The sequence below is a fragment of the Kitasatospora sp. NBC_01266 genome (assembly GCF_036242395.1).
Lineage (GTDB): Bacteria > Actinomycetota > Actinomycetes > Streptomycetales > Streptomycetaceae > Kitasatospora.
On sequence record NZ_CP108458.1, the window covers coordinates 3,320,384 to 3,343,809 of the forward strand.

Here is a 23,426-nt window from a genome sequence, read left to right on the forward strand (position 1 = left end):
ATGGGTTACATTGGACGAGACACCGGCTCGATCCAAGCCCCCGGGCCCAACCTTAGTCGCTTCGAGCGACCACTTGCCGCGAGGCGAGCATGGCGGGTCGGTGTCACCAACGTAACGACTGTGGCCCCCACCTCCGGTGGGGGCCACAGTCGTTGACGGCCTCTCAGGGCCGCCGCAGCAGCGCCGGGACGCCCTCGCTGTCGGGCAGGTCGTCGGGCCCGGAGAGCACCGTCAGACGCTGGGTGGCACGGGTCAACGCGACGTAGAGGACCCGCAGCCCGGCCTCGGACTCGCCGGCGATGCCGGTCGGGTCGGCGACCACCGTCGCGTCGTACTCCAGGCCCTTGGCCTCCAGGCTGCCCAGCGCCACCACGCGCGCGCCCAGGCCCTCGGTCCAACCGGCCGCCTCCGCCCGGCGATCCATCGGGACCACCACGGCCACCGTGCCGTCCACCTCACCCAGCAGGCGACGCAGTTCGGCGCGCGCGGCGGCACCGAAGGCGCCCTGCTCCGGCGCGGTGACCGCCGCGAAGCGCGGCTCGATGCCGGTGGAGCGCACCGCGCTGGGCGAGGGGGTGCCCGGCGCGGCCAGCGCCAGCACCTGCGCCGCGACCTCGGCGATCTCGGCGGGGTTGCGGTAGTTGACGGTCAACGTGTGGCGGCGGCGCGGCTTGCCGGCCAGCACCTCGTCGAGCGCCGCCTGGGCCTCCTCGGGGAAGGGCCAGGAACTCTGCGCCGGGTCGCCGACGATGGTCCAGGTGGCCGAACGGGAGCGGCGGCCGATCATCCGCCACTGCATCGGCGTCAGGTCCTGCGCCTCGTCGACGATCACGTGCGCGTACTCGGTGCGCTCCACCGGGACGTTCTCGCGCCGGCGGGAGCTGCGGTCGGCGAAGGTGGTCACCTCGTCGAGGCCGCTGAGCAGGTCCACCGCGTCCACCTCGCGCACCTTGGGCCGGGCCGGCTCGCCGAGCAGCAGCTGCAGCTCGTCGATCAGCGCCACGTCGTGCGCCGAGAGCGTCCCCCGGCCGCGCTCGTCCAGGTGGCGCCAGGAGGCGGCCAGCAGGCGGGCCTCCTCGGGACTGACCACCCGCCGGGCGACCCGGTTGGTGTGCCTGGCCTGCCGCAGCGTGGCCAGCACCTGACGCGGGCTCAGGGCCGGCCACCAGGCATCCAGGAAGTCGAGGAAGAGCGCCTCGTCCGAGACGTACTCGTCGAAGGACTCCTTCTCCTCCTGGCGCTGCTCACGGGAGAAGTGGTCGGTGGGCTTGGGCAGGTGCCTGGTGGCCACCACCCAGAGCGCGTCCAGCAGCAGCCGGCGGGCCCGGGGGCGCAGCAGGTTGAGCGGGGTGCCGCCGCTGCCGACCACGTTGCCGCGCACCGCGCGCAGCCGCCCGGCGTCCAGCCGCAGCACCTCGCCGCGCGCCACCACCTTCAGCTCGGTGGGCGCACCGAGCTCCAGCGCGGCCCGCGCGGTGCGGCGCAGCAGCTGCACCATCCGGGCCGAGCCCTTGATCCGCGCCGTCTCGGGGGTGTCGTAGCGCTCGGCCTCGATGCCGTCCACCAGGCTGCCGACCGCGCGGATCGCCACCTGGCCCTCCTCGCCGAGCGAGGGCAGCACGCCCTCGGTGTAGGAGACCAGCAGCGGGGTCGGGCTGACCACCAGGATCCCGCCCGCGTAGCGACGACGGTCCTGGTACAGCAGGAAGGCCGCCCGGTGCAGCGCGACGGCGGTCTTGCCGGTGCCGGGGCCGCCGGTGACCAGGGTGGCGCCGGCGGCGGGCGCCCGGATCACCTCGTCCTGCTCCTTCTGGATCGAGGAGACGATGTCGCGCATGGTGTGCTCGCGGGCGCGGCCGAGCGAGGCCATCAGCGCGCCGTCGCCGATCACGGCCAGCTCCCGGCCGTCCAGCACCGGGGTCAGGTCGGGGCGCAGCAGGTCGTCCTCGACGCCGATCACCTTGCGGCCCTTGGAGCGGATCACCCGGCGGCGCAGCACCCGGCCCGGCTCCAGCGGGGTGGACCGGTAGAAGGGGGCGGCGGCGGGCGCCCGCCAGTCGATCACCAGCGGGCCGTACTCGGCGTCCAGCACGCCGAGCCGGCCGATGTGCAGGGTCTGCGCGACGTTCTCGTCACCCGGATCGAGCGGGGTGAAGGAGGGGATGCCGTGCTCTTCGGGGGCGTCCGGCTGCTGCAGGTCGATCCGGCCGAACAGGAAGTCCTCGAACTCGCTGTTCAACCGGTGCAGGTGCGCGCCGGCCCGGTAGACCTGCGCGTCCCGTTCGGCGAGCGCGCCGGGCGTACCGATCTGGACCCGCTTCGCGGCGTCCTCCAGGACGTACTCGGCTTCCGCGAGCTTCTCCTCCAGACGCCGGTAGACGGTGTCGAGGTGCCGCTGTTCGCCCGCGATCTCACGCTCGCGCAGCCCCTCGGCCGTGGCCGTGGTGCTGTCCGCTGGTGCCGTGCCGGCCTCGGTGGTTGCGGCCGCGTGCTGCCTGCCGTGCGCGCCCAAGGAGTCCCCTTGTCGTACTGCTGCTGGTGGGAGAAAGGTTGCCGCCCAAAGTCGGCGGACGGACGATCCTACTCCCGGAGTCGCCGCAGGGGCACTCAGGGGCGAAACACCCGCCCGGAAACACGCGCCGGCGAAACACCGGGACGGGAGGCGGGAGCGGAACGCCGGGCCGCAAACACGAAGGCCGCCCTCCGAGATCGGAAGGCGGCCCGCATGCACATGGGATGGTGGAGATGCCGGGAATCGAACCCGGGTCCAGTGGAGTTGATTCAGGACTTCTCCGAGCGCAGTCCGCTGTGCTTTTCTCGGCCCTGGCAGTCACGCGGACAAGCCGCCAACAGGCCCAGCTGCTGTTTGATGTCCCGCCCACCCCCGCAGCCCGGGTGGACAGTTTAGTTCCCTAGATTATGCCAGGGTCCGGGTCGGGAACTCCCCGGTCTGACACCCGGCTATCGCTGCTTAGGCAGCGAGAGCGAGGGAATCGCGCTTAACGTTGGCGATTATTTTTTTGCGACAGATGGTTAACGAGATCATTGCCGCGTTCCTCGGCTCGCTTCTCCTGTTTCGACGTCCCCTGTCGAAACCGATCATCCCCATGTTTTGTTGAGAAACAGCTCCGGTTGGGCGATGCCACCCGGTGATGCTTGGACCATGGTACGCGCCCTGCCAGGGGCGGTCCAGCTGATTAGACCGCGGCGGGGGCGGCCGGCGGGGTGGTGTCGGGCGCGGTGGTGCCGGGCTGCCCGGTGTGGGCCGGGCCGGTGGGCTTGGGGAGCGGCTTGACCGGCCCGGTCCTGGTCTGGTGCAGCCCCGGGGTGCCGAGTTGCTGGGCCAGCCAGGGCAGCGCGTCGGCGAACGCGGTGGCGCCGAAGTGCCAGGTGTGCCGGCCCGGCTGGACCTCCAGCCGGCACGCGATGCCGTCCTGCCGGGCGGCGGCGTCCAGTTGCTTCGCGTGCGCGACCTGGGCGGTCTCCTGGTCGCCGCTCTCGAACCAGCCGGAGGTGCCGCGGAATTTGGCGTGCCCCGCGAGCACGGTCAGCGGGTCGTGCGCCGCCCAGGCCGCCGCGTCGCCGCCGTAGAGCGTGTCGATGGTCTGCTGCTTGTCGCCGGTGTTCGGCCCGAGGTCACCGGAAATGTCCTCGAAGTGCGTGAAGACCTGCGGGTGTTCGAGGGTCAGGTCGATCGCGCAGGTGCCGCCCATCGACCAGCCCACCACACCCCACTTGTGCGGATCGGTGGTGGTGCCGAAAGTCTTCTCGATGTACGGCGGAATGTCCTTGACCAGGTGGTCCTCGGCATTCCCGTTCGGACCGTTCACGCATTCGGTGTCGACCTTGAAGCCGCCGGTCGCGTCCGCGAAGACCAGCACCGGCGCGTAACCGCCGTGCTGCGCGGCGTAGGCGTCGGCGGTCTGCACCGCGTCCCCGGCCCGCACCCAGTTGTCGGGGACCGCGTACTCCCCGCCGATCATCTCCAGCACCGGCAACTTGGGCCGGGTCTTGCTGCGGAACCAGGCCGGCGGCAGGTAGACCAGCTCCTCGCGGTGCGCGAAGCCGCTGGCGGTGTCGGGTATGTCCACCTCGACGATCCGGCCGGTGCTGGTCCTGCCGGTCAGCGAGCCGAGTTGGTCCAGCGTGACCTGCTGCGGCAGCGGGGCGCCGGTCAGCTCGCCGATCGCGTCGTCCACGGTCGGGAAGTAACCGGTGGACGCGTTGAGCACGTTGGCGCCGGCCAGCAGGGCCAGCACCGCGGCCAGCGGCGCCAGCGAGCGCCGCCACCAGCGCGCCGAGCCCCAGCCGGCCACCAGCACCGCCAGGGCCAGGATCGCCGCGCCCAGCCAGAGCCAGAGCGCGAACGGCAGCGGGTCGGTGATCCCTGCGACGGTGACCGCGAGCAGCCCGGCCAGCGCGGTCAGCACGACGGCGGCGCCGAGTGCGATCGGCGCCCTGCGCAGCCGCCAGCGACGGTCCCGCCAACCGGCCGCGACCAGCAGCGCGGCACCGGCCGCGAGCTGGACGGTCCACGGGAACCAGCCGTCCAACAGGGAGAAGTTCATCCTCGGATGGTACTGACCGAACCTTGGTCAACAGGCCGCTGACCAGGCAGACCACCTGGTCAGGACCAACCCGCTACAGGAACGGCACAATCAGCCGGCCCGGCGGCGGGCGGCGGCGACCGCGCGGGCGGTCTCCCGGGTGTCCTGCTTCTCGCGCAGGGTCTGCCGCTTGTCATAGAGCTTCTTGCCGACCGCCAGCGCGAGCTCGAGCTTGACCCGGCCGTCCTTGAAGTACAGGGAGAGCGGCACCAGGGTGTGCCCGGTCTCCTTGCTCTTCGACTCCAGCTTGCGGATCTCCATCTTGTGCAGCAGCAGCTTGCGCTTGCGCCGCGCCGAGTGGTTGGTCCACGTCCCCTGGGTGTACTCGGGGATGAAGACGTTGTCGATCCACACCTCACCGGCCTGGGTGTAGGCGTAGCCGTCGACCAGGTTGGCCCGGCCCTCGCGCAGCGACTTGACCTCGGTGCCGGTCAGCACCATCCCGCACTCGTAGGTGTCGAGGATCGTGTACTCGTGTCGCGCCTTCTTGTTCTGCGCGATCAGCTTCTGTCCCTTTTCCTTTGCCATAGCACCGGACATTCTCGCACCTCGGTGGCCCGCCCGGCAGCCGCTTTACGGCTTGGCGCCGGCACTGCCCAGCCCGCTGAGCACCCGCAGGGCCAACGCGTCGGCGGCGGCCGGGTCGGTGACCGGCACGTCGGGGAGCAGGCCGGTGCCGTCCGGGGAGCGTCCGGCGGGGGTGAACCAGCGGCCCACGGTGAGTTCCAGGACCGATCCGTCGGCGAGCCGGCTGGGCTGCTGGACGGTGCCCTTGCCGAAGGTCCGGCTGCCCACCAGCACCGCCCGGCAGCGGTCCTGCAGCGCGCCGGCCAGCAGTTCGGCGGCGCTCATCGTGCCGCCGTCCACCAGCACCACCAGCGGGGTGCGCGGATCGCCGCCGGACGCCGCGGCCAACTGCCGTACCTGGCCGCCGACCTGGTAGGAGGCGACCGGGCCGCCGTCCAGGAAGGCGGAGGCGGTGGCGACCGCCTCCGCCACCAGGCCACCGGAGTTGCCGCGCAGGTCGAGCACCATCCCGCGCTCGGGCGCGCCCCGCACCGCCGCGGCGATCCGGGCGCCGACGCCGGTGGTGAAGGCCCGTGCGGTGATCCACAGCACCCCGGGCGCCGGGTGGTCCACGGCGACGTCCTGGGCGGCGAGCACGGTCCGACGCAGCGTCACCTCACGTGCGGCACCGCCGCCGCGCCGCAGCGTCAGCCGCACCGGTGAGCCGGGACCGGCCGACCGCCCACCGGCGTCCCGTTGATCGGAGTGGCCGCGCAACCGGGCCACCACCTCGGTCACCGGCAGCCGGTCCACCGGCGCGTCGTCCACCGCGAGCAGCCGGTCGCCGACCGCGATCCCGGCCGCGGCGGCCGGCGAGCCCGGGGGCAGCGCGCTGACCAGCGTCGAGCCGTCGTCGGCCCGGTACACGAAGACGCCGACCCCGAGGTACTCGCCGTCCAGCCCCTGGGTGAACTCGGCGTACTCCTGCGGGCTGTAGTACGCGGCCCAGCGGTCGCCGCCATCCGCCACCAGCCGCTCGGCCTGCAGCGGGGAGAGTCCCGCGACCTCGGGTGCCGGGCCTGCGGCGTCCACCGAGGCGGCCCGGCGCGGCGGCGCGCCGGGCACGGTGCCGCCCCAGGCGCCCAGCACCGCGCCGCCGAGCAGCACCGTGCCGAACACCAGGCCGAGGGTGGCACCATGGCGCGCCTGCCGTGCGGCTGCGGTCATGGGACGGGAGTGTAGGCGCCCGGTGCGCCGCGTGTTCGCGGAACGGCGCAGGCTCACCGGGCGTGACGCGGACCCGCCCTACACCTTCAGGTACTTGCGCAGTGTCAGGAAGGCCGCCACCGCCGCCATCGCCATACCGGCCACGATCAGCAGCGGGATCACCTGCAGCACCGAGGAGAGCCCGATGAACTGGATGAACTGCACCTTCTTGGCCAGCCAGTGCTGCACGCCGTAGTTGCCGAGCAGCAGCAGGCCGGAGGCCAGCACCGCGCCCAGCAGGGCGGCGAAGGCCGCCTCCGCGATGAACGGCATCTGCACATAGAAGTTGGAGGCACCGACCAGCCTCATGATCCCGGTCTCCCGCCTTCGGCTGAACGCCGAGACGCGGACCGTGTTGACGATCAGCAGCAGCGCCACCGAGAGCATCAGCACCATGATCACGAAGGCCGCCGTCTGCAGGCCGTTGAGCAACCCGAAGAGGTTGTCCAGGATCTGCCGCTCGTCCTCCACCGAACGCACCCCTGGATGCCCGGCGAAGGCGCTCTGGATCACGTCGTAACGGGTCGGATCGCTCAGCTTCACCCGCCAGGAGGACGGGATGGCGTCGGCACCGAGGACGGAGACCAGGGCGTTGTCCGGGTTCATGTCCTTCCAGTGCTTGTAGGCCTCCGCCTGGCTCTCGAAGGTGGAGCTCTCCACCAGCGGCTGCATCTTGTCCAGGCCGGCCTTGACATCGTCGATCTGGTCCTGGGTGGCCGCACCGTTCGCACACTGCGGGGCGGTCTTGGCGTCCGCCTTGGTGCAGAAGTAGATGCTGACCTCGACCTTGTCGTACCAGTACCCCTTCATCGAGTTGACCTGGTCACGGACCAGCAGACTGGCCCCGGCCAGGGCGAGCGAGAGCGCGACGCTGACCACGACCGCGATGGTCATGGTCAGGTTGCGGCGGAGACCCACACCGATCTCCGACAGGATGAACTGGGCGCGCATGAGCTTCTTCTACTCCAAGATCAAGGCTGGTGGACCGGAGGCGGCGACGCGGAGGCCGGGCTAGTGCTGGTACCCGTAGACACCGCGGGCCTGGTCACGGACCAGCAGCCCCTTGTCGAGTTCGATCACGCGCTTGCGCATCTGGTCGACGATGGCCTGGTCGTGGGTGGCCATCAGCACCGTGGTCCCGGTGCGGTTGATCCGGTCCAGCAGCTTCATGATGCCGACCGAGTTCTGCGGGTCCAGGTTTCCGGTCGGCTCGTCCGCGATCAGCAGCATCGGGCGGTTGACGAAGGCCCGGGCGATCGCGACGCGCTGCTGCTCACCACCGGAGAGCTCACCGGGCATCCGGTCCTCCTTGCCGCCGAGGCCGACCAGGTCGAGCACCTCGGGCACCACCTTGTTGATGGCGCTCTTCGGCTTGCCGATGACCTCCAGCGCGAACGCCACGTTCTGCGCCACGGTCTTGTTCGGCAGCAGGCGGAAGTCCTGGAAGACCGTGCCCAGTTGACGCCGCATGTGCGGCACCTTCCAGTTGGACAGCTTGCCCAGGTCCTTGCCGAGCACGTGCACCTCGCCGGTGCTGGGGCGCTCCTCGCGCAGGCACAGCCGCAGGAAGGTGGACTTGCCCGAGCCGGAGGAACCGACCAGGAAGACGAACTCGCCCTTCTCGATCTCCAGCGAGACCTCCGACAGGGCGGGGCGGTTCTGCTTGGGATAGGTCTTGGAAACGTTGTCGAATCTGATCACGGCTGCATCACGGAGGCCATCCTAGGCGGAACAGCTGACGGTTCGAACAACTGCCGTGACCCGATCGTTACTTCAGGCCGAGGCTGGACGTCGGTCGCGCTGCTCCTGGGGCGGGACCCACCCCGCGATCCGGTCGGGGAGGGGTGGCGGGAGCGACCCTGGCCACTCCCCCGGCTTGGGACCATACGCGACCCGCCTACCGCCGCGCAGGGCGGTCCGTCGAATGAATCTGACGGGTTGTCCGCACTTGGGAGAAATGCCCGGAAAATTGCGAGCCATTTCACAGCCGCTTCCGGGGTTCGTGCGCCGGATGTCCTTGATGTGATGATTGGCCGGGTGGTGACCGTCCGGGGTTTCCCCGCCCAGGCGCCGGAAGCCGTGGAACCTGGCAGAGTAGAGACCAACCGCAGTGCCGCGGTCCGCTCCGATCCCCCGCCCGGGGCAGATACGGGAACCATTCGAGGGCCCGATGCGTTGGCTGTAGCAGGCAAGGAGGAGATCGCATGACGTGCGACCATCTGGTGTGCGCCAACTGCGCCGGCCGCGTGAGCGAGGGCCGCTGCCCGGTCTGCCGCGCCGAGCGCGCCCGGCTGCAACAGCAGCAGGGTCCGCTTGCCACGCTCTCTCCGGCCACGCTGCTCGCGCTGCTGGCCGCCCTGCTGGCGGTGGCAGTGATCTGCCGGCAGGCGCTGGCGTAGATTCGCCCGACAGAACGCCGAGGGGCCCCGGACGGTGTCCGGGGCCCCTCGGCGTTGTCGCGTGATCGCCGGATCGGCGTCCGGATCAGTTCTCGCTCTGCTTGCGCCAGCGGATACCGGCCTCGATGAAGGCGTCGATGTCGCCGTCCAGCACCGCCTGCGGGTTGCCGACCTCGTACTCGGTCCGCAGGTCCTTGACCATCTGGTACGGGTGCAGCACGTAGGAGCGCATCTGGTTGCCCCATGAGCTGCCGCTGTCCTTCAGCGAGTCCATCCGGGCCTTCTCCTCCTGGCGGCGCCGCTCCAGCAGCTTGGCCTGGAGGACGTTCATCGCCGAGGCCTTGTTCTGGATCTGCGAGCGCTCGTTCTGGCAGGAGACCACGATGCCGGTCGGCAGGTGGGTGATCCGCACCGCCGAGTCGGTGGTGTTGACGCCCTGGCCGCCGGGGCCGGAGGCGCGGTAGACGTCGATCCGCAGCTCGCCCTCGTCGATGTCGACGTGGTCGCTCTGCTCGACGACCGGGAGCACCTCGACACCCGCGAAGGAGGTCTGCCGGCGGCCCTGGTTGTCGAACGGCGAGATCCGCACCAGGCGGTGGGTGCCCTGCTCGACCGAGAGCGTGCCGTAGGCGTAGGGGGTCTTCACGGTGAAGGTCGCGGACTTGATGCCCGCCTCCTCCGCGTAGGAGGTGTCGTAGACCTCGGTCGGGTAGCCGTGCCGCTCGGCCCAGCGCAGGTACATCCGCATCAGCTGCTCGGCGAAGTCGGCGGCGTCCACGCCACCGGCCTCGGCCCGGATGTTGACCAGCGCCTCGCGGGCGTCGTACTCGCCGGAGAGCAGGGTGCGCACCTCCAGCTCCTCGACGGCCTTCTTGACCGAGGCCAGCTCGGTCTCGGCCTCGGCCCGGGTGTCCGCGTCGCCCTCGTCCTCGGCCAGCTCGAAGAGGACGGACACGTCCTCGATCCGGCTGCGCAGGCCGGCGACCCGGCGCAGCTCGCCCTGCAGGAAGGAGAGCCGACTGGTGACCTTCTGGGCGTTCGCGACGTCGTCCCAGAGGGCGGGGGCGGCTGCCTCCTCCTCCAGACGTTCGACGTCGGCCCGGATCTTGTCCAGGTCGAGGACTGCCTCGATCGACCCCATGGTCGTTTCGAGGTTCTTGAGCTCTTCGGAAGGATCGACGGCTGCCACGCCACCAGCCTAATGGTTGGCGCGGGGCGCTGGGACCGACCGGTGGCCACCGAGCCGCAGCACGTCCGCCGAGAGCCGCTGGGCGTGCGCCCCGGTGCCGTGCCCGTGGCCGCCGGCGAAGGCCGCGTAGGCCGCGGCGGCACCGGCCAGCAGCAGCACCACGGCCAGCAGCACCGCGAGCAGCCGGCGCCGGCGCACCAGGGCCGACCGTCGCCCGCCGCGGTGGCCGGGCGCGGGCGCGGAGCGCTGGGCACGTGACTCCGCGGCGTAGCCGGCCAGCTCCTGGGCGGAGGGGCGGCGCAGGCTGGTGTGGGTGTCCCGGGTGGAGTCCGGGGCCGGGGCGGCGACCAGCGGGACCGCGGGGCCGCGTCGGCGGCGGTGGGCGCCGGTGCCGGTGTCCGCCTCGGCGTAGACGGCCTCGGCCGCGGTCGGCACCTCCTCGGCGGCCGGCCGGTCCTGGGCGGGCAGCGCCAGCGGCGGCAGGCCGGCCAGCGCGGGCAGCTGCTCGCGCAGGCGCTCGGCCAGCTCGGCGGCGCGCAGCCGGGAGGCGGGCGCCTTGGCCAGGCACTCGGAGATGATCCGCCACAGGCCGTCCGGCAGCCCGGGGATCGGCGGCACGCTCTCGGTGACGTGTCGGCGCAGCACCGCCCCGGTGTGGCCACCGCCGAACGGGGTGAAGCCGGCCAGCAGCTCGTAGCAGACCGTGGCCAGCGCGTAGATGTCGACGGCGGCCCGCGGCTCCAGGCCCTCGATGATCTCGGGGGCCAGGTAGTCGGGGGTGCCGATGATCCGGGTCGCCCTCGTCCGCCGCGGGGCGTCGACCAGCCGGGCGATGCCGAAGTCGGTGAGCTTGGCGCGCGGCGCGCCGCCTGGTCCCGGCGGCGCGGCGAGGTCGAGCATCACGTTCTCCGGCTTGACGTCCCGGTGCACGATCCCGGCCGCGTGCGCGGCGGCCAGCCCGTCGGCCACATCCGCGATCACCGAGGCGGCGGCCTGCGGGGCGAGGACGCCCTCGCGCTCCAGCCGGGAGCGCAGATCGGTGCCGTGCACCAGCTCCATCACCAGCGCGAGGTCATCGCCGTCCACCACCATGTCGCGCACCCCGACCACGCGCGGGTGGTCCAGGCCGGTGAGCGCGGCCCGCTCCTGGACGAAGCGCCCGACCAGCACCTGATCGGTGGCCAGGTCCTCGCGCAGCAGCTTGACGGCCACCGGTCCGTCGGGGCCCTCGCCGAGCCAGACGGTTCCGGCGGACCCCCGGCCGATCACCTGGTGCACGGTGTACCGGCTGCCGATCTTGCGTGCCAATGCTGCTCCGTAGGCGGCGGGGAGCGCTCCACCGGGCCGCCGCGGGGGCCCGGAAGCGCTCATGAGGTCGGTGCGTCACCGACCAACCTACGCGCCTCGGGACCCTGCGCGGGACCTCTGGACGGCCAATGTCGACAAAGCGCCAATACTGACCATTTGGTGGCTGTTCGTCAGTTTCCGGTGATGGAGTGCCAGGTGCTGCTGATCCAGCCGGTGGTGCTGTCCCAGCCTTCGTGCACGTTGTCCCAGTAGTGCGGCAGCGGGGTGAAGTTCCACAGCGCGACGGCCGCCACCGCCAGGATCAGCACCACCATCAGGCAGCCCTTGAGGCAGCCGAGGCCCGGGATGTACATCCGGTTGCGGCTGCGCGGGCGCGGCTCGCGGCGCGGCCGGGGCTCGCGCTCCGGCTCGGGCTCGCGTTCGCGCGGGGCGGGCGGTTCCGGACGGTGCTGCGGCGGCTCGGCACGGCGGGCCGGGGCGGGGGCCTGCGGCGCCGGGCGCTGGGGCGGCTCACGGTAGGCCTGGTAGCCCTGGTCCTGGTACTGGCGGTCCGGCTCGGCATAACCCTGGTCGCCGTAGCCCTGGTCGCCGTAGCCCTGGTCACGGCCGCCGGGCCGGCCGCGCTGCGACTGGTAGGGCGGCGGAGCCACCGGCGGGCGCTCGGCGCGGCCGTAGCCGGGGCGCGGCTCGCCCTGGCCGGGCCCGGGGCCCTGCTGGGGGTAACCGCCCTGCTGCGGGTAGCCGCCCTGCTGGGGATAGCCGCCCGGACGCTGCTGACCGCCGCCCGGCGGCGGGTAGCCCGGGCCCGGGTAGCCACCGCCCTGGTAGGGCTGCGGGGCCCGCTGCGGGGGCTCGGCGTAGTCCTCGGCCGTGAAGACCTGGGTCTGCTGGTTGCGGTCGCGGGCGGCGCGCAGCTGGGTCTGCCAGGGGTGCGGCGCCTCGGGCTGCTGCTGCGCCACCGGCGCCGGACCGGCCGCGCTCGCCGGGGTGGCGAACGGACCGCCGGGCGGGGTGGGCAGCAGCCGGGTCGGGTCGGGGCCCGGTGCGCCGGGGGTGCCGCCGTTCGGGAGCAGCTGGGTGGCGGCGGCCGGGTCGTACCGGGCGGTCAGCAGCTGGGTCGCCTGGTCCGGCTGGAGCTGCCCGGTGCCGGGCACCTCGGCGGGCTGCGGCTCCGGGAGCAGCAGCGCGGCCACTCCGAGCGCGGCGTCCACGGCGGTCGGCGAGGCGTGCACGCCGATCCCGGCGGCCACCACGCGCAGCGCGTGGGCCAGCGAGGTGGCGCTCGGGCGCAGCCCCGGGTCCTTGCGCAGGCAGCGCTCGACCACGATCCACAGCGGCTCGGGCATCCCGGGCGGGCGCGGCGGCTCCTGGGTCAGGTGGGCCTGGAGCACCTGGAGCGCCCCGTCGCCCTGGAACGGCGGGCGCCCGGTGACCAGCTCGTAGAGCATGATCCCGGCGCCGTAGATGTCCACGGCGGAGGTCTGCGGACGGCCGCTGGCCGACTCGGGGGCGACGTAGGCGGGGGTGCCGACGAACTCGCTGGTGCGGGTGATGCCCGGGGAGTCGGCGAGGCGGGCGATGCCGAAGTCGGTGAGCATCGGGTGGAGCTGCTCGCCCCGCGTCCCGTCACCGGGCACGGTGGCGAGCAGCACGTTGGCGGGCTTGAGGTCGCGGTGCACCACCCCGTCCGCGTGGCTGACCGCGAGCGCGTCGGCGATCTGGGCCATCAGCAGCGCCGCGGCGATCGGGCTCAACGGGCCGTTGGCGCGCAGGTACCGGTACAGGTCGGGGCCGTCCACCAGGTCCATCACCAGGGCGAGCAGCTCGCCCTCGACCACCAGGTCGCGGACCCGGACGATGTTGGGGTGGCTCAGCCGCAGCAGCACCGCCCGCTCGCGCAGGAAGCGCAGCACGATGTCCTGGTCGGCGGCCAGCTCCTCCTTGAGGATCTTGACCGCGACCTGCTGGCCCGGCACCAGGTCCGGCAGTCCGGCATCCTCGCGCACCCGCCCCCGCCAGACGGTGCCCATGGCACCGCGCCCGAGGGTCTCCTCGAGCAGATACTTGCTGCCTACCGGCCGCACCTGGTGCACTCCTTGCCCTACCGAGGCCCACTGTCGCCCGCAGGCGATAGTCCGTGTGTGCGGCAACTCTAACCGTGTCCACCAAACCCCAGCCGGAGGAGCGCGCACCGCCGCCGGCCGGCGGCGCGGGGCCGCCTTGACCTGATGGCCCGCCCACTCCACCATGGCGATGATCACAAGATCGTCAAATCCGGTACGGTGCACGGACTGTCGGTCCCGGGTGGCAGGATGACGCTAGGGCCGGACAGGCCCTGGCACTCCTGCGGTCCAACACTCATCACGAGCAGAGGGGAACCCCGGGCGAGATGCAGATCCGGCTGACGGTCCTCCGACCCCGTGCGGGCGCGGGCGTGCCCGCACCCGCCACCGACGTCCTGGTCACCGCCCCCGTCGGCACGGCACTCGGATCGCTCGCGGTGGCGCTGGCCGGCGCGGTGGGCGTGCGCGGCGCCCGCAGTGCGACCCATGTGCACCTCTACGCCGGGTCCCAGCGGATCGACGAACGCACCCCGCTGGGCCACCCCCCGCTGCTGGACGGCGCGGTGCTCGCGATCGGCGAGCCCGATCCGGACGCGGACGCGCCGTTGCACGGGGCCGATGCCGGGGCCGCCGTCGAGCTGCGGGTGGTCGGCGGCCCGGACGCCGGCGGCGTGCACCGCCTGCACGGCGGCCAGGTGCGGGTCGGCCGCTCCAGCGAGGCCGACGTCCCGCTCGACGACCCCGACGTCTCCCGGCTGCACCTCTCCCTGCAACTGGCCGCCGACGGCAGCGTCACGGTGCACGACCTCGGCTCGACCAACGGCACCGCGCTGGACGGCCGCCCGCTCAGCGAGGAGCCTCGGGCGCTGCCCGAGGGCGCCCTGCTGCGGCTGGGCGAGTCCACCGTGACGCTGGCCGCCGCCCCCGCCGGCGAGCAGCTCCGCCCCACCGCACCGGACGGCCTGGGCCACCTCCAGGTCAGCCCGGCCCAGCGCCCGGTGCGCCCCAGCGCTCCGGCCGTCGAGCGGCCCGAGCCGCCCGCTGTGAGCGGCCCGAGCCGCACCCGCTCCCTGCTCGCCCGCCGGCTGGGCCGCTCCCCCGCACCCGCCGCCGCGCCGGACGCCACCCAGCAGCACGCCCGGGCCCGCGACCGCCAGGCCGCCGGTCTGCGGGAGCGCTTCCCCGACCCGGCGGGGCTGCTGCTCACCGCGCTCGGTCCCGGCCCCCGGCTCTGGGAGCGGATCCCGGCCCATCCGGACGCGCTCACCCTGCGCCTGGGCACCGCCGATCTGCCCGGCGGCCCCGGCACCGCCCCCGGCGCCGTGCTGCCCGCGGTGCCGGTCACCGTCGACCTGCGGGCGGCCGGCAGCCTCGGCGTGACCGGGCCGCGCGAGCGGCTGCTCGGCCTGGCCCGGGCGCTGCTCGCCCAGTTGGCCGTGCTGCACCCGCCCAGCGGCCTGAGCCTGGTGGTGGTCAGCGCCGACCAGGAGCGCCTCGCCGAACAGCGCACCGCCGACTGGGCCTGGTCGCACTGGCTGCCCCAGCTGCGCCCCGGCCAGGGCCAGGACTGCCGGCTGCTGGTCGGCCTGGACGAGGCCCAGGCCCGGCAGCGGCTGACCGAGCTGGCCGACCGCCCGGCCGAGGAGGCGGCCCAGCCCCTCACCGTGCTGCTGGTGGACGGCGACCCGGGCTCCGGACCGGCCCGGGAGGCGCTGGCCCGGCTGCTGCGCCACGGCCCGGCGGTCGGCGTCTTCCCGCTCTGCCTGGCCGAGCGCCCCGAGCTGCTGCCGCCCGGCCTGGGCGCCACCGCCGCGGTGACCGGTGAGGTCGCCACCCGGCTGACGGTCACCGTCGGCGACCAGCACACCGCCGAGGTCGCCCTGGACGCCGTCTCCGCCGCCTGGGCCGAGCGCCTGGCCCGGGCGCTGGCGCCGCTGCGCGAGGCCGCGCCGGTCTCCCGGGGGCCGCTGCCGGAGGCACTGCGGCTGCTCGACCTGCTGCAGTTGGACACCGTCACCCCGGCCAAGCTCTCCGCCCGCTGGGAGGACCTGCCCAGCACGGCCGGCACCGCCACCGCGCTGCTCGGCACCACCCGGGACGACCTCTGCACCATCGACCTGGCCGGCACCGAGCTGACCGACCCGCAGCACCTGCTGGTCGGCGGGGCCCGGGGGGCCGGCAAGAGCGAGCTGCTGCGCACCCTGGTCGCCTCGCTGGCGGTCGGCGAGCGCCCCGACCGCCTGCAGGTGCTGCTGATCGGCGGACGCGACGCGGGCCTGGCCGGCTGCGCCGAGCTGCCGCACGTCACCGGTCGGCTGGACGCCGCCGCCGAGCCGCGCCAGGCGCTGCTGACCGCCGAGGCGCTGCACGACGAGCTGGCCCGGCGCGAGGTGCTGTTCCGCAACCGCTCCTTCCCCGCCTGGTTCGCCGAGCGGGCGCTCACCGCCCGCCCCGCCGTGATCGGGCCGCCGCGTGGCGCCGAACCGGCCGCCGCGCACGCCGCCGTCGCCGCTGGCAGTGGCGGTACCGGTGCGGCACCCGTGGTCGGCACCGCGACCGTGGTGGCGGACCCGCCGCCCGCCCGCCTGATCGTGGTGGTGGACGACTACGACGCGCTGCTCGCCCCCACCTCCCCCGCCGGCCGGCCGCTGGCCCGCGCGCTGGCCGCCGTGGCCCAGCGTGGCGGGCGGCTGGGCATGCACCTGGTGGCGGCCACCGGGCGCCCCGAGCTGAGCGCGGGCAGCGAACTGGACGAGGCGGCGCTGTGGCGGATCGCGCTGCGCACCGACCACCCGGCCGACTCCGAGCTGCTGGTCCACGTGGACGACGCGGCGGCGCTGCCCGAGCAGACCCCGGGCCGCGGCTACCTGCGGCGCCCCGACGGCGCGGTGCTGGCCTTCCAGACCGCCCGGGTCAGCGGCCGGATCCCGCGCACCGCGACGCTGCGCCCCACCGTGGTGGCGGTCGACCCGGCCCAGCTGGGCGCCCCGCCGACCAGCCGCCCGGTGCGCGAGCTGGGCAACGGGCCGACCGACCTGGCCCTGCTGGCCAGTGCGCTGCAACGGGCCGCCCAGGCCTGAAAGCCTCACCCGCCCGGCTGCCGCGGTCCGCGGCGATGACAACGACGGCGGGGCCGCACCCGAAGGTGCGGCCCCGCCGTCGTGCGCTCGCGCGTCAGCGCATCGAGCCCGTGCGCAGCAGCGTGCGGATCACCCGCATGGCCACCGAGAGGCTGGACAGCGCGTAGGTGTCCGAACCCCTTATGTCGTCCAGCGTGGTCTGCGCCCGGCTCAGCAGCGTGCTGTTGAGCTCGGCCCAGGCGGCGAAGCGCTCCTCGCTGGTCGCGCTCTCCGGGCCGCAGGCCAGCACGTCCTCGGTGAGCTGGGCGTGCGCGGCGAAGAGGTCCTCGCGGATCGAGGTGCGGGCCATGGAGGACCAGCGGTCGACCCGCGGCAGCTCGATGATCCGGTCCAGCAGGTGGGTGATGCTCAGCCGGTCACCCAGGTCGTAGTAGAGGTCGGCGACCTCGGCCACGTCCTTGCCGGAGCGCTCCGCGACCTCGGTGACGTCCAGCGTCGGGAAGGCGGAGGAGAGTCCGGCCACCCGGGTGGCCAGCGCCTCCGGGACGCCCGCCCCGGTCAGCTCGGCGTGGATCTTCTCGAACCAGGCCAGGTTGTCGCCGCGCAGCGGCTTGGGCAGGCTGGTCCAGACGTGGTCCACCCGCTGCTGGAAGAACGCGATGGTGTCGGCGATGTCCAGCGGCTGGCGGCGGTTGTTGAGCATCCACCGGGTGGCCCGCTCGACCAGGCGGCGCGAGTGCAGGCGCATCCGGGTGGCGATCTCGGCCGGGATCCGGTTGTCCAGCCCCTCGACCTCGTCCCAGATCTTCTCCAGGCCGAAGACCGCGCGGGCCGCGGTGTGGGTGCGGGCGATCTCCTCGTAGGTCGCCCCGGTCTCCTCGCGCAGCCGGAAGGCGAAGGTGCAACCACCGCGGTTGATCGTGTCGTTGACGATCAGCGTGGTGATGATCTCGCGGCGCAGCGCGTGGTTGTCGATCGCCTCGGCGAACTTCTCCCGCAGCGCGGTCGGGAAGTACAGGTGGAGCGTCTCGCGGAAGTACGGGTCGTCGGGCAGCCCGGTGGCGAGCAGCTCGTCGGCCAGGGTGATCTTGGTGTAGGCGAGCAGCACCGACAGCTCCGGCTGGGTCAGCCCGAAGCCGTTGCCCTGACGGTCCTTCAGCTGCTTCTCGCTCGGCAGGAACTCCAGCGCACGGTCCAGCTGACCGTCCGCCTCCAGCCGGTTGAGCATCCGCGAGTGGACGTTGACCATGCTGTGCGCCTGGGCCACCGCGTTGGCCAGCACCACGTTCTGCGCGTAGTTGTTGCGCAGGACGAGCTTGCCGACCTCCTCGGTCATCTCGGCGAGCAGGCTGTTGCGCTGCTTGACCGTCATGTCGCCCTCGGCGACCACCTGGTTGAGCAGGATCTTGATGTTGACCTCGTGGTCCGAGGTGTCCACCCCGGCCGAGTTGTCGATCGCGTCGGTGTTGATCCAGCCACCGACCCCGTTCGGGCCGCCGACCTGCGCGTACTCGATCCGGCCCAGCTGGGTGCAGCCGAGGTTGCCGCCCTCGCCGATCACCCGGGCGCGGATCTGGCTGCCGTTGACCCGGATCGAGTCGTTGGCCTTGTCGCCGACGTCCGCGTTGGTCTCCCGCTCGGCCTTGACGTAGGTGCCGATGCCGCCGTTCCAGAACAGGTCCACCGGGGACTGCAGGATCGCCTTCATCAGCTCGGCCGGAGTGAGCTTGCCGACCGTCAGGCCAAGCGCCTCGCGGATCTGCGGGCTCAGCTGGATCGACTTGGCGCTGCGCGGGAAGATGCCGCCGCCGGCCGAGATCAGCGACTTGTCGTAGTCGTCCCAGGAGCTGCGCGGCAGGTCGAAGAGCCGGCGGCGCTCCGCGTAGGAGGTCGCGGCGTCCGGGTTCGGGTCCAGGAAGATGTGCCGGTGGTCGAAGGCGGCCAGCAGCCGGATGTGCTCGCTGAGCAGCATGCCGTTGCCGAACACGTCACCGGACATGTCGCCGATGCCGACCACGGTGAAGTCCTCGGTCTGGGTGTCCACGCCCAGCTCGCGGAAGTTGCGCTTGACCGACTCCCAGGCACCGCGGGCGGTGATGCCCATGCCCTTGTGGTCGTAGCCGGCCGAGCCGCCGGAGGCGAAGGCGTCGCCGAGCCAGAAGCCGTACTCCTCGGCCACGCCGTTGGCGATGTCCGAGAAGGTCGCGGTGCCCTTGTCGGCGGCGACCACCAGGTAGGTGTCGTCCTCGTCGTGCCGGACCACGTCGACCGGGTGGACGACCTCGCCGGCCTTGAGGTTGTCGGTGATGTCCAGCAGCGCGGAGATGAAGGTCTTGTAGGACGAGATGCCCTCGGCCAGCCAGGCATCGCGGTCCACCGCCGGGTCCGGCAGCTGCTTGGCGACGAAGCCGCCCTTGGCGCCGACCGGGACGATCACGGTGTTCTTCACCATCTGCGCCTTGACCAGGCCCAGGATCTCGGTGCGGAAGTCCTCGCGCCGGTCGGACCAGCGCAGGCCGCCGCGGGCGACCTTGCCGAAGCGCAGGTGCACGCCCTCGACCTGGGGCGAGTAGACCCAGATCTCGAAGGCCGGGCGGGGGGCCGGCAGGTCCGGGATGGCGTGCGGGTCGAACTTCATCGACACGTACGGGTGCCACTGGCCGTCGGCCGCGCGCTGGAAGAAGTTGGTCCGCAGGGTGGCCTTGATCAGGTGCAGGAAGGAGCGCAGGATGCGGTCCTCGTCCAGCGACACGACCTCGTCCAGCGCGCCGTCCAGCTCCTCCAGGATGGCCTCGCCCAGCTCGCCCGCGCCCAGCTGGTGGCTGGGGCTCAGGCGGGCCTCGAAGAGGTTCACCAGCAGGCGGGTGGTGTGCGCGTTGTTGCGGAGCGCGTCCTCCATGTAGTCCTGCGAGAAGGTGCTGCCGGCCTGGCGCAGGTACTTGGCCAGGGCGCGCAGCACGACCGCCTGACGCCAGTTCAGCCCGGCGGTCAGGATCAGGCCGTTGAAGCCGTCGTTCTCGGCCAGCCCCTGCCAGGTGGCGGCGAAGGCCTCCTGGAAGCGCTCGCGGGCCTCGTCGGTCAGCTCGCTGGCCTCCCGCAGCCGCAGACCGAAGTCGTAGACCCAGGCGGTGGTGTGGTCGGAGCGGCGCAGCGCGTACGGGTGCTCGTCCAGCACCTCGACGCCCAGGCGCTGCAGCACCGGGAGCACCTCGGTCAGCGAGATCGGGCCGCCGACCCGGTAGATCTTGAAGCGGCGCTCGTCGTCGCCGGCGCCGACCGGCTGGTAGAGGTTGAGCCGGAAGTCGCCCTCGCCGTGCAGCGACTCGATCTGCTTGAGGTCGGCCACGGCGGTGCGCGCGGTGAAGTCGGCGCGGTAGCCGTCGGGGAAGGCGTTGGCGTACTTGTGCGACAGCTCGGCGGCCTTCTCCTCGCCCAGCTCGACCAGCAGCTGGTCGTTGAAGCCGTCCATCCAGAACCGGGCGGCCTCGGCCAGCTTGGCCTCGATCCGCTCGATCTCGACCTCGGTCAGCTCGCTCAGCTCGCTGCCCGGGGCGACCCGGATCACGAAGTGCAGGCGGGTCAGGACCGACTCGGTGGACCACACCGTGTAGTCGATGGTCGAGCCGTTCAGCTCCTGCATCAGGATGTCCATCAGGCGCAGCCGGATGCGGGTGGTGTAGCGGTCGCGCGGCAGGTAGACCAGCGCGGAGAAGTAGCGCCCGTACTCGTCCTGCCGCAGGTACAGCCGCAGCTTGCGGCGCTCCTGGAGGTACAGCACGCTGGTCGCGATCTGCTGGAGCTCCTCGGCGGCGGTCTGGAACATCTCGTCGCGCGGGAAGGTCTCCAGGATCTGCAGCAGGTCCCGGCCGTCGTGGCTCTCGGCGGAGAAGCCGGAGGCGTTGACCACTTCCTGGACCTTGCGGCGGACCACCGGGATCCGGGTGACCGACTCGGTGTAGGCGGCCGAGGAGAAGAGGCCGAGGAAGCGGCGCTCACCGATCACGTTGCCGTCGGCGTCGAACTTCTTCACGCCGACGTAGTCCAGGTAGGACGGACGGTGCACGGTGGAGCGGGAGTTGGCCTTGGTCAGCACCAGCAGCTTCTTCTCGTGCGCCTTGGCCCGCACCGGGGCGGACAGGCGGCCGAAGGACTCGCTGACCGGGTGGTGGTCGGTGTCGTGGCTGATCGGGTCGGAGCGCAGGATGCCCAGGCCGGTGCCGGGGACGGCCCGCAGCACCGCCTCGCCCTCGTGCTCGACCAGGTCGTACTCGCGGTAGCCGAGGAAGGTGAAGTGGTCGTCGGCCAGCCAGCGCATCAGCTCCCAGGACTCGCCGACCTCCTGCTCGGGCAGGTGGGCCGGGGGCTGCTCGGCGAGCTCGTCGGCCAGGCGGAGCGCGGAGGTGCGCATCTTCGCCCAGTCCTCGACCACCTCGCGCACGTCGCCCAGGACGCGGCGCAGGTCGGACTCGATCTGCCGCAGGTCCTCGCGGTCGCTCTCGCGGTCGATCTCGACGTGCATCCAGGACTCGACGGTGGCATCGGCGGGCCATTCGGCGCCGCCGGCCTGGCTGCGCGCGCAGGCGTCGATGTCGAGGATCTCCAGCAGCTTGCCGGTGATGTCGCGGCGCACGACCAGCTGGGGGTGGATCACCAGGTGGATCGCGCGGTTCTGCCGGGACAGCTCGTTGGTGACCGAGTCGACCAGGAACGGCATGTCGTCGGTGACCACCTCGACCACGGTGTGGCCGCTGGACCAGCCGTTCTCGTCGACGGTGGGGGTGGAGACCCGGACCTCGGCGGTGCCCTGGGGACGCTTCAGCCCCAGCCGGTAGTGCGAGGCTGCCGCGCCGTAGACGTCGACCGGGTCGCGGTCGATCAGGTCCTCGGGCGCGGTGTGGAGGTAGTAGTGGTTCAGGTACGCGGTCAGAGCACCGTTGCCCAGACCCTCTCCGGGCGCCGCTCCCCCTACCTGGCTGTGCTCCGCGGCCGCGGCCGCCTTGACGAGCAGTTCGGCCTTCGCCGCGTCCAGCTTGGTCTGCATGGCTGTTTGGCTCCTGTCGCGCGCCGTTGCGTGACTCGGTGGTGGTCAGGGTCACCGCCGGGTCGCTCCGCAATCCTCCCGCACGATCCTGGCCAGAGGCGCTCAAGGCACGCTTAAAGAACCCCTCGCCTGGGTACGACAGGTCTTTCACCTGCGGGACGCGCCCCGACGACGCCAGCCAGCCTAACGGGCCGAAACGAAGGTGTCAGGGGACAGGGAGGCGCAAAGATGCAGGGAGATCCACTCTTCCTGGACAGCTTGTCCAAGTCTTACGAGGTCAGCGCATGTGCGGGTAGCCGACTTCGGTCGGTGGGACGAACGTCTCCTTGATGGATCGAGTCGAGGTCCAGCGCCGCAGGTTCTGCTCTGCACCGGCCTTGTCGTTGGTCCCCGAGGCGCGGCCGCCGCCGAAGGGCTGCTGGCCGACCACGGCGCCGGTGGGCTTGTCGTTGATGTAGAAGTTTCCGGCCGCGAAGCGCAGCGCCTCGAGGGCCTCGGCGATGGCCTGCCGGTCCTGGGCGATCACCGCGCCGGTCAGGCCGTACGGCGCGTCGCTGTCCACGGCGGCCAGCGCCTCGCGCCAGCGGCGGTCCTCGTAGAGCTGGACGGCCAGGATCGGGCCGAAGTACTCGGTCGAGAAGATCTCGTTGCGGCTCTCCTGGCTCAACAGCACGGTCGGGCGGACGAAGTAGCCGATCGCGTCGTCGTACTGCCCGCCCGCCACCAGTTCGACCCGCGGATCGCGCCGGGCCCGCTCGATCGCGTCCCGGTTCTTGGCGAACGCCCTGGCGTCGATCAGCGCGCCCATGAAGTTGCTCAGATCGGTCACGTCGCCCACGGTCAGCGCGTCCACCCGGGCCAGCAGGTCGTCCTTGATCCGCTCCCAGAGGCCGCGCGGCAGGTAGGCGCGGGAGAGCGCCGAGCACTTCTGCCCCTGGTACTCGAAGGCGCCGCGGATCAGCGCGGTGGTCAGGATCTCAGGGTCGGCCGAGGGGTGGGCGATCAGGAAGTCCTTGCCGCCGGTCTCCCCGACGATCCGCGGGTAGCCCCGGTAGCCGGCCAGGTTGGCGCCGATGGTCTGCCAGAGCGCGCGGAAGGTGGCGGTGGAGCCGGTGAAGTGCAGGCCGGCCAGCTGCGGGCTGGCCAGTGCCACCTGGGAGAGCGCCTGGCCGTCCCCGGTGACCAGGTTGATCACCCCGGGCGGCAGGCCGGCCGCCTCCAGCAGGAGCATCAGCTGGTGCGCCGCGAAAGTCTGGGTGGGGGCCGGCTTCCAGACCACGGTGTTGCCGAGCAGCGCCGGGGCGGTGGGCAGGTTGCCGGCGATGGCGGTGAAGTTGAACGGGGTGACGGCGTAGACGAAGCCTTCCAGCGGCCGGTGGTCGGTGCGGTTCCACACGCCGGGCGAGGAGTCGGGCTGCTCGGCCAGCAGCCGGCGGGCGAAGTGCACGTTGAAGCGCCAGAAGTCGACCAGCTCGCAGGGCGCGTCGATCTCGGCCTGCTGGGCGGTCTTGGACTGGCCGAGCATGGTGGCCGCCGCCAGGGTCTCCCGCCACGGGCCGGCCAGCAGCTCGGCGGCCCGCAGGAAGACCGCCGCGCGGTCGTCGAAGGAGAGCCGGCGCCAGTCGGGCCCGGCGGCCAGCGCCGCGTCCACCGCGAGCTCGGCGTCCTGGGTGGTGGCGTTGCCCAGCACCCCCAGCTTGGCCGCGTGGTGGTGCGGCTGGACCACGTCGATCCGCTCGCCGGAGCCGAACCGCCGCTCGCCGCCGATGGTCATCGGCAGCGGGATCGGCTCGGCCGCCAGCTCGTCCAGCCGCCGCCGCAGGCGCTCGCGCTCCGCACTGCCCGGGGCGTAGCCGTGCACCGGCTCGTTGACCGGGACGGGCACCTTGGTCACGGCGTCGATCGGCATGGGGCGGCTCCTTGGCGTTGTGGTCAACCCAGCTTGACCACGGCCGGGCCACCGCCC

At 72.6% G+C, this 23,426-nt stretch carries 13 protein-coding genes and 1 other RNA gene; 2 read left to right on the plus strand and 12 right to left on the minus strand.

Annotated features, from left to right (window positions below):
* Window positions 1-163: 163 nt before the first annotated feature.
* From OG403_RS14140 to ftsE, 7 genes are all read right to left on the minus strand, one after another.
* Window positions 164-2,512: a HelD family protein gene (locus tag OG403_RS14140; RefSeq protein ID WP_442910913.1), complete on the minus strand. Its 2,349-nt coding sequence runs from the start codon at window positions 2,510-2,512 to the stop codon at window positions 164-166.
* Between the two features lie 225 nt (window positions 2,513-2,737).
* Window positions 2,738-3,107, minus strand: a transfer-messenger RNA (tmRNA) gene (ssrA, locus tag OG403_RS14145).
* Window positions 3,108-3,197: 90 nt separating this feature from the next.
* On the minus strand, window positions 3,198-4,568 hold the full coding sequence (locus OG403_RS14150) for an alpha/beta hydrolase (protein WP_329564588.1): 1,371 nt from the start codon (window positions 4,566-4,568) through the stop codon (window positions 3,198-3,200).
* Between the two features lie 90 nt (window positions 4,569-4,658).
* Window positions 4,659-5,135, minus strand: coding sequence for an SsrA-binding protein SmpB (gene smpB, locus OG403_RS14155; RefSeq protein ID WP_329564590.1), 477 nt, complete (start codon window positions 5,133-5,135; stop codon window positions 4,659-4,661).
* 45 nt (window positions 5,136-5,180) lie between these two features.
* Window positions 5,181-6,341 (minus strand): S41 family peptidase, encoded by a 1,161-nt coding sequence (locus tag OG403_RS14160; protein WP_329564592.1) that lies wholly within the window; start codon window positions 6,339-6,341, stop codon window positions 5,181-5,183.
* Between the two features lie 78 nt (window positions 6,342-6,419).
* Window positions 6,420-7,331, minus strand: a complete 912-nt coding sequence (gene ftsX / locus OG403_RS14165; RefSeq protein WP_329564594.1) for a permease-like cell division protein FtsX — start codon at window positions 7,329-7,331, stop codon at window positions 6,420-6,422.
* 60 nt (window positions 7,332-7,391) lie between these two features.
* Window positions 7,392-8,081 (minus strand): cell division ATP-binding protein FtsE, encoded by a 690-nt coding sequence (ftsE, locus tag OG403_RS14170; protein WP_145905956.1) that lies wholly within the window; start codon window positions 8,079-8,081, stop codon window positions 7,392-7,394.
* A gap of 503 nt (window positions 8,082-8,584) precedes the next feature.
* Between ftsE and OG403_RS14175 the strand changes: the two genes are divergently transcribed.
* A complete protein-coding gene (locus OG403_RS14175) occupies window positions 8,585-8,779 on the plus strand; it encodes a hypothetical protein (RefSeq protein WP_329564598.1) in 195 nt (64 codons plus the stop codon).
* 85 nt (window positions 8,780-8,864) lie between these two features.
* Here the strand turns inward: OG403_RS14175 and prfB are convergent, their stop codons facing one another.
* The 3 genes from prfB to OG403_RS14190 all read right to left on the minus strand — a co-directional run bounded on the left by prfB (window position 8,865) and on the right by OG403_RS14190 (window position 13,360).
* Entirely contained in the window at window positions 8,865-9,968 is a 1,104-nt protein-coding gene (prfB, locus tag OG403_RS14180; RefSeq protein WP_329564600.1) for a peptide chain release factor 2, read from the minus strand.
* A 9-nt stretch (window positions 9,969-9,977) separates the two neighbouring features.
* Window positions 9,978-11,276, minus strand: coding sequence for a serine/threonine-protein kinase (locus OG403_RS14185; RefSeq protein ID WP_329564602.1), 1,299 nt, complete (start codon window positions 11,274-11,276; stop codon window positions 9,978-9,980).
* A gap of 170 nt (window positions 11,277-11,446) precedes the next feature.
* Window positions 11,447-13,360, minus strand: coding sequence for a serine/threonine-protein kinase (locus OG403_RS14190; protein WP_329564604.1), 1,914 nt, complete (start codon window positions 13,358-13,360; stop codon window positions 11,447-11,449).
* Window positions 13,361-13,665: 305 nt separating this feature from the next.
* On the opposite strand from OG403_RS14190, the gene OG403_RS14195 reads away from it, so the two are divergent.
* The gene (locus OG403_RS14195; RefSeq protein ID WP_329564605.1) at window positions 13,666-16,419 is read left to right on the plus strand and encodes an FtsK/SpoIIIE domain-containing protein; all 2,754 of its coding nucleotides are present in this window, start codon (window positions 13,666-13,668) and stop codon (window positions 16,417-16,419) included.
* 94 nt (window positions 16,420-16,513) lie between these two features.
* On the opposite strand, the gene OG403_RS14200 is transcribed toward OG403_RS14195, so the two are convergent.
* Window positions 16,514-21,460 (minus strand): NAD-glutamate dehydrogenase, encoded by a 4,947-nt coding sequence (locus OG403_RS14200; RefSeq protein WP_329564606.1) that lies wholly within the window; start codon window positions 21,458-21,460, stop codon window positions 16,514-16,516.
* 277 nt (window positions 21,461-21,737) lie between these two features.
* A complete protein-coding gene (pruA, locus tag OG403_RS14205) occupies window positions 21,738-23,363 on the minus strand; it encodes an L-glutamate gamma-semialdehyde dehydrogenase (protein ID WP_329572304.1) in 1,626 nt (541 codons plus the stop codon).
* Between the last annotated feature and the right edge of the window lie 63 nt (window positions 23,364-23,426).

Bases quoted from the DNA above. Each gene is read 5' to 3' on its own strand.
- OG403_RS14150 (WP_329564588.1), bottom strand. From the start codon at position 4,568: ATGAACTTCTCCCTGTTGGACGGCTGGTTCCCGTGGACCGTCCAGCTC.
- smpB (WP_329564590.1), bottom strand. From the start codon at position 5,135: ATGGCAAAGGAAAAGGGACAGAAGCTGATCGCGCAGAACAAGAAGGCG.
- OG403_RS14160 (WP_329564592.1), bottom strand. From the start codon at position 6,341: ATGACCGCAGCCGCACGGCAGGCGCGCCATGGTGCCACCCTCGGCCTG.
- ftsX (WP_329564594.1), bottom strand. From the start codon at position 7,331: ATGCGCGCCCAGTTCATCCTGTCGGAGATCGGTGTGGGTCTCCGCCGC.
- OG403_RS14175 (WP_329564598.1), top strand. From the start codon at position 8,585: ATGACGTGCGACCATCTGGTGTGCGCCAACTGCGCCGGCCGCGTGAGC.
- OG403_RS14195 (WP_329564605.1), top strand. From the start codon at position 13,666: ATGCAGATCCGGCTGACGGTCCTCCGACCCCGTGCGGGCGCGGGCGTG.
- OG403_RS14200 (WP_329564606.1), bottom strand. From the start codon at position 21,460: ATGCAGACCAAGCTGGACGCGGCGAAGGCCGAACTGCTCGTCAAGGCG.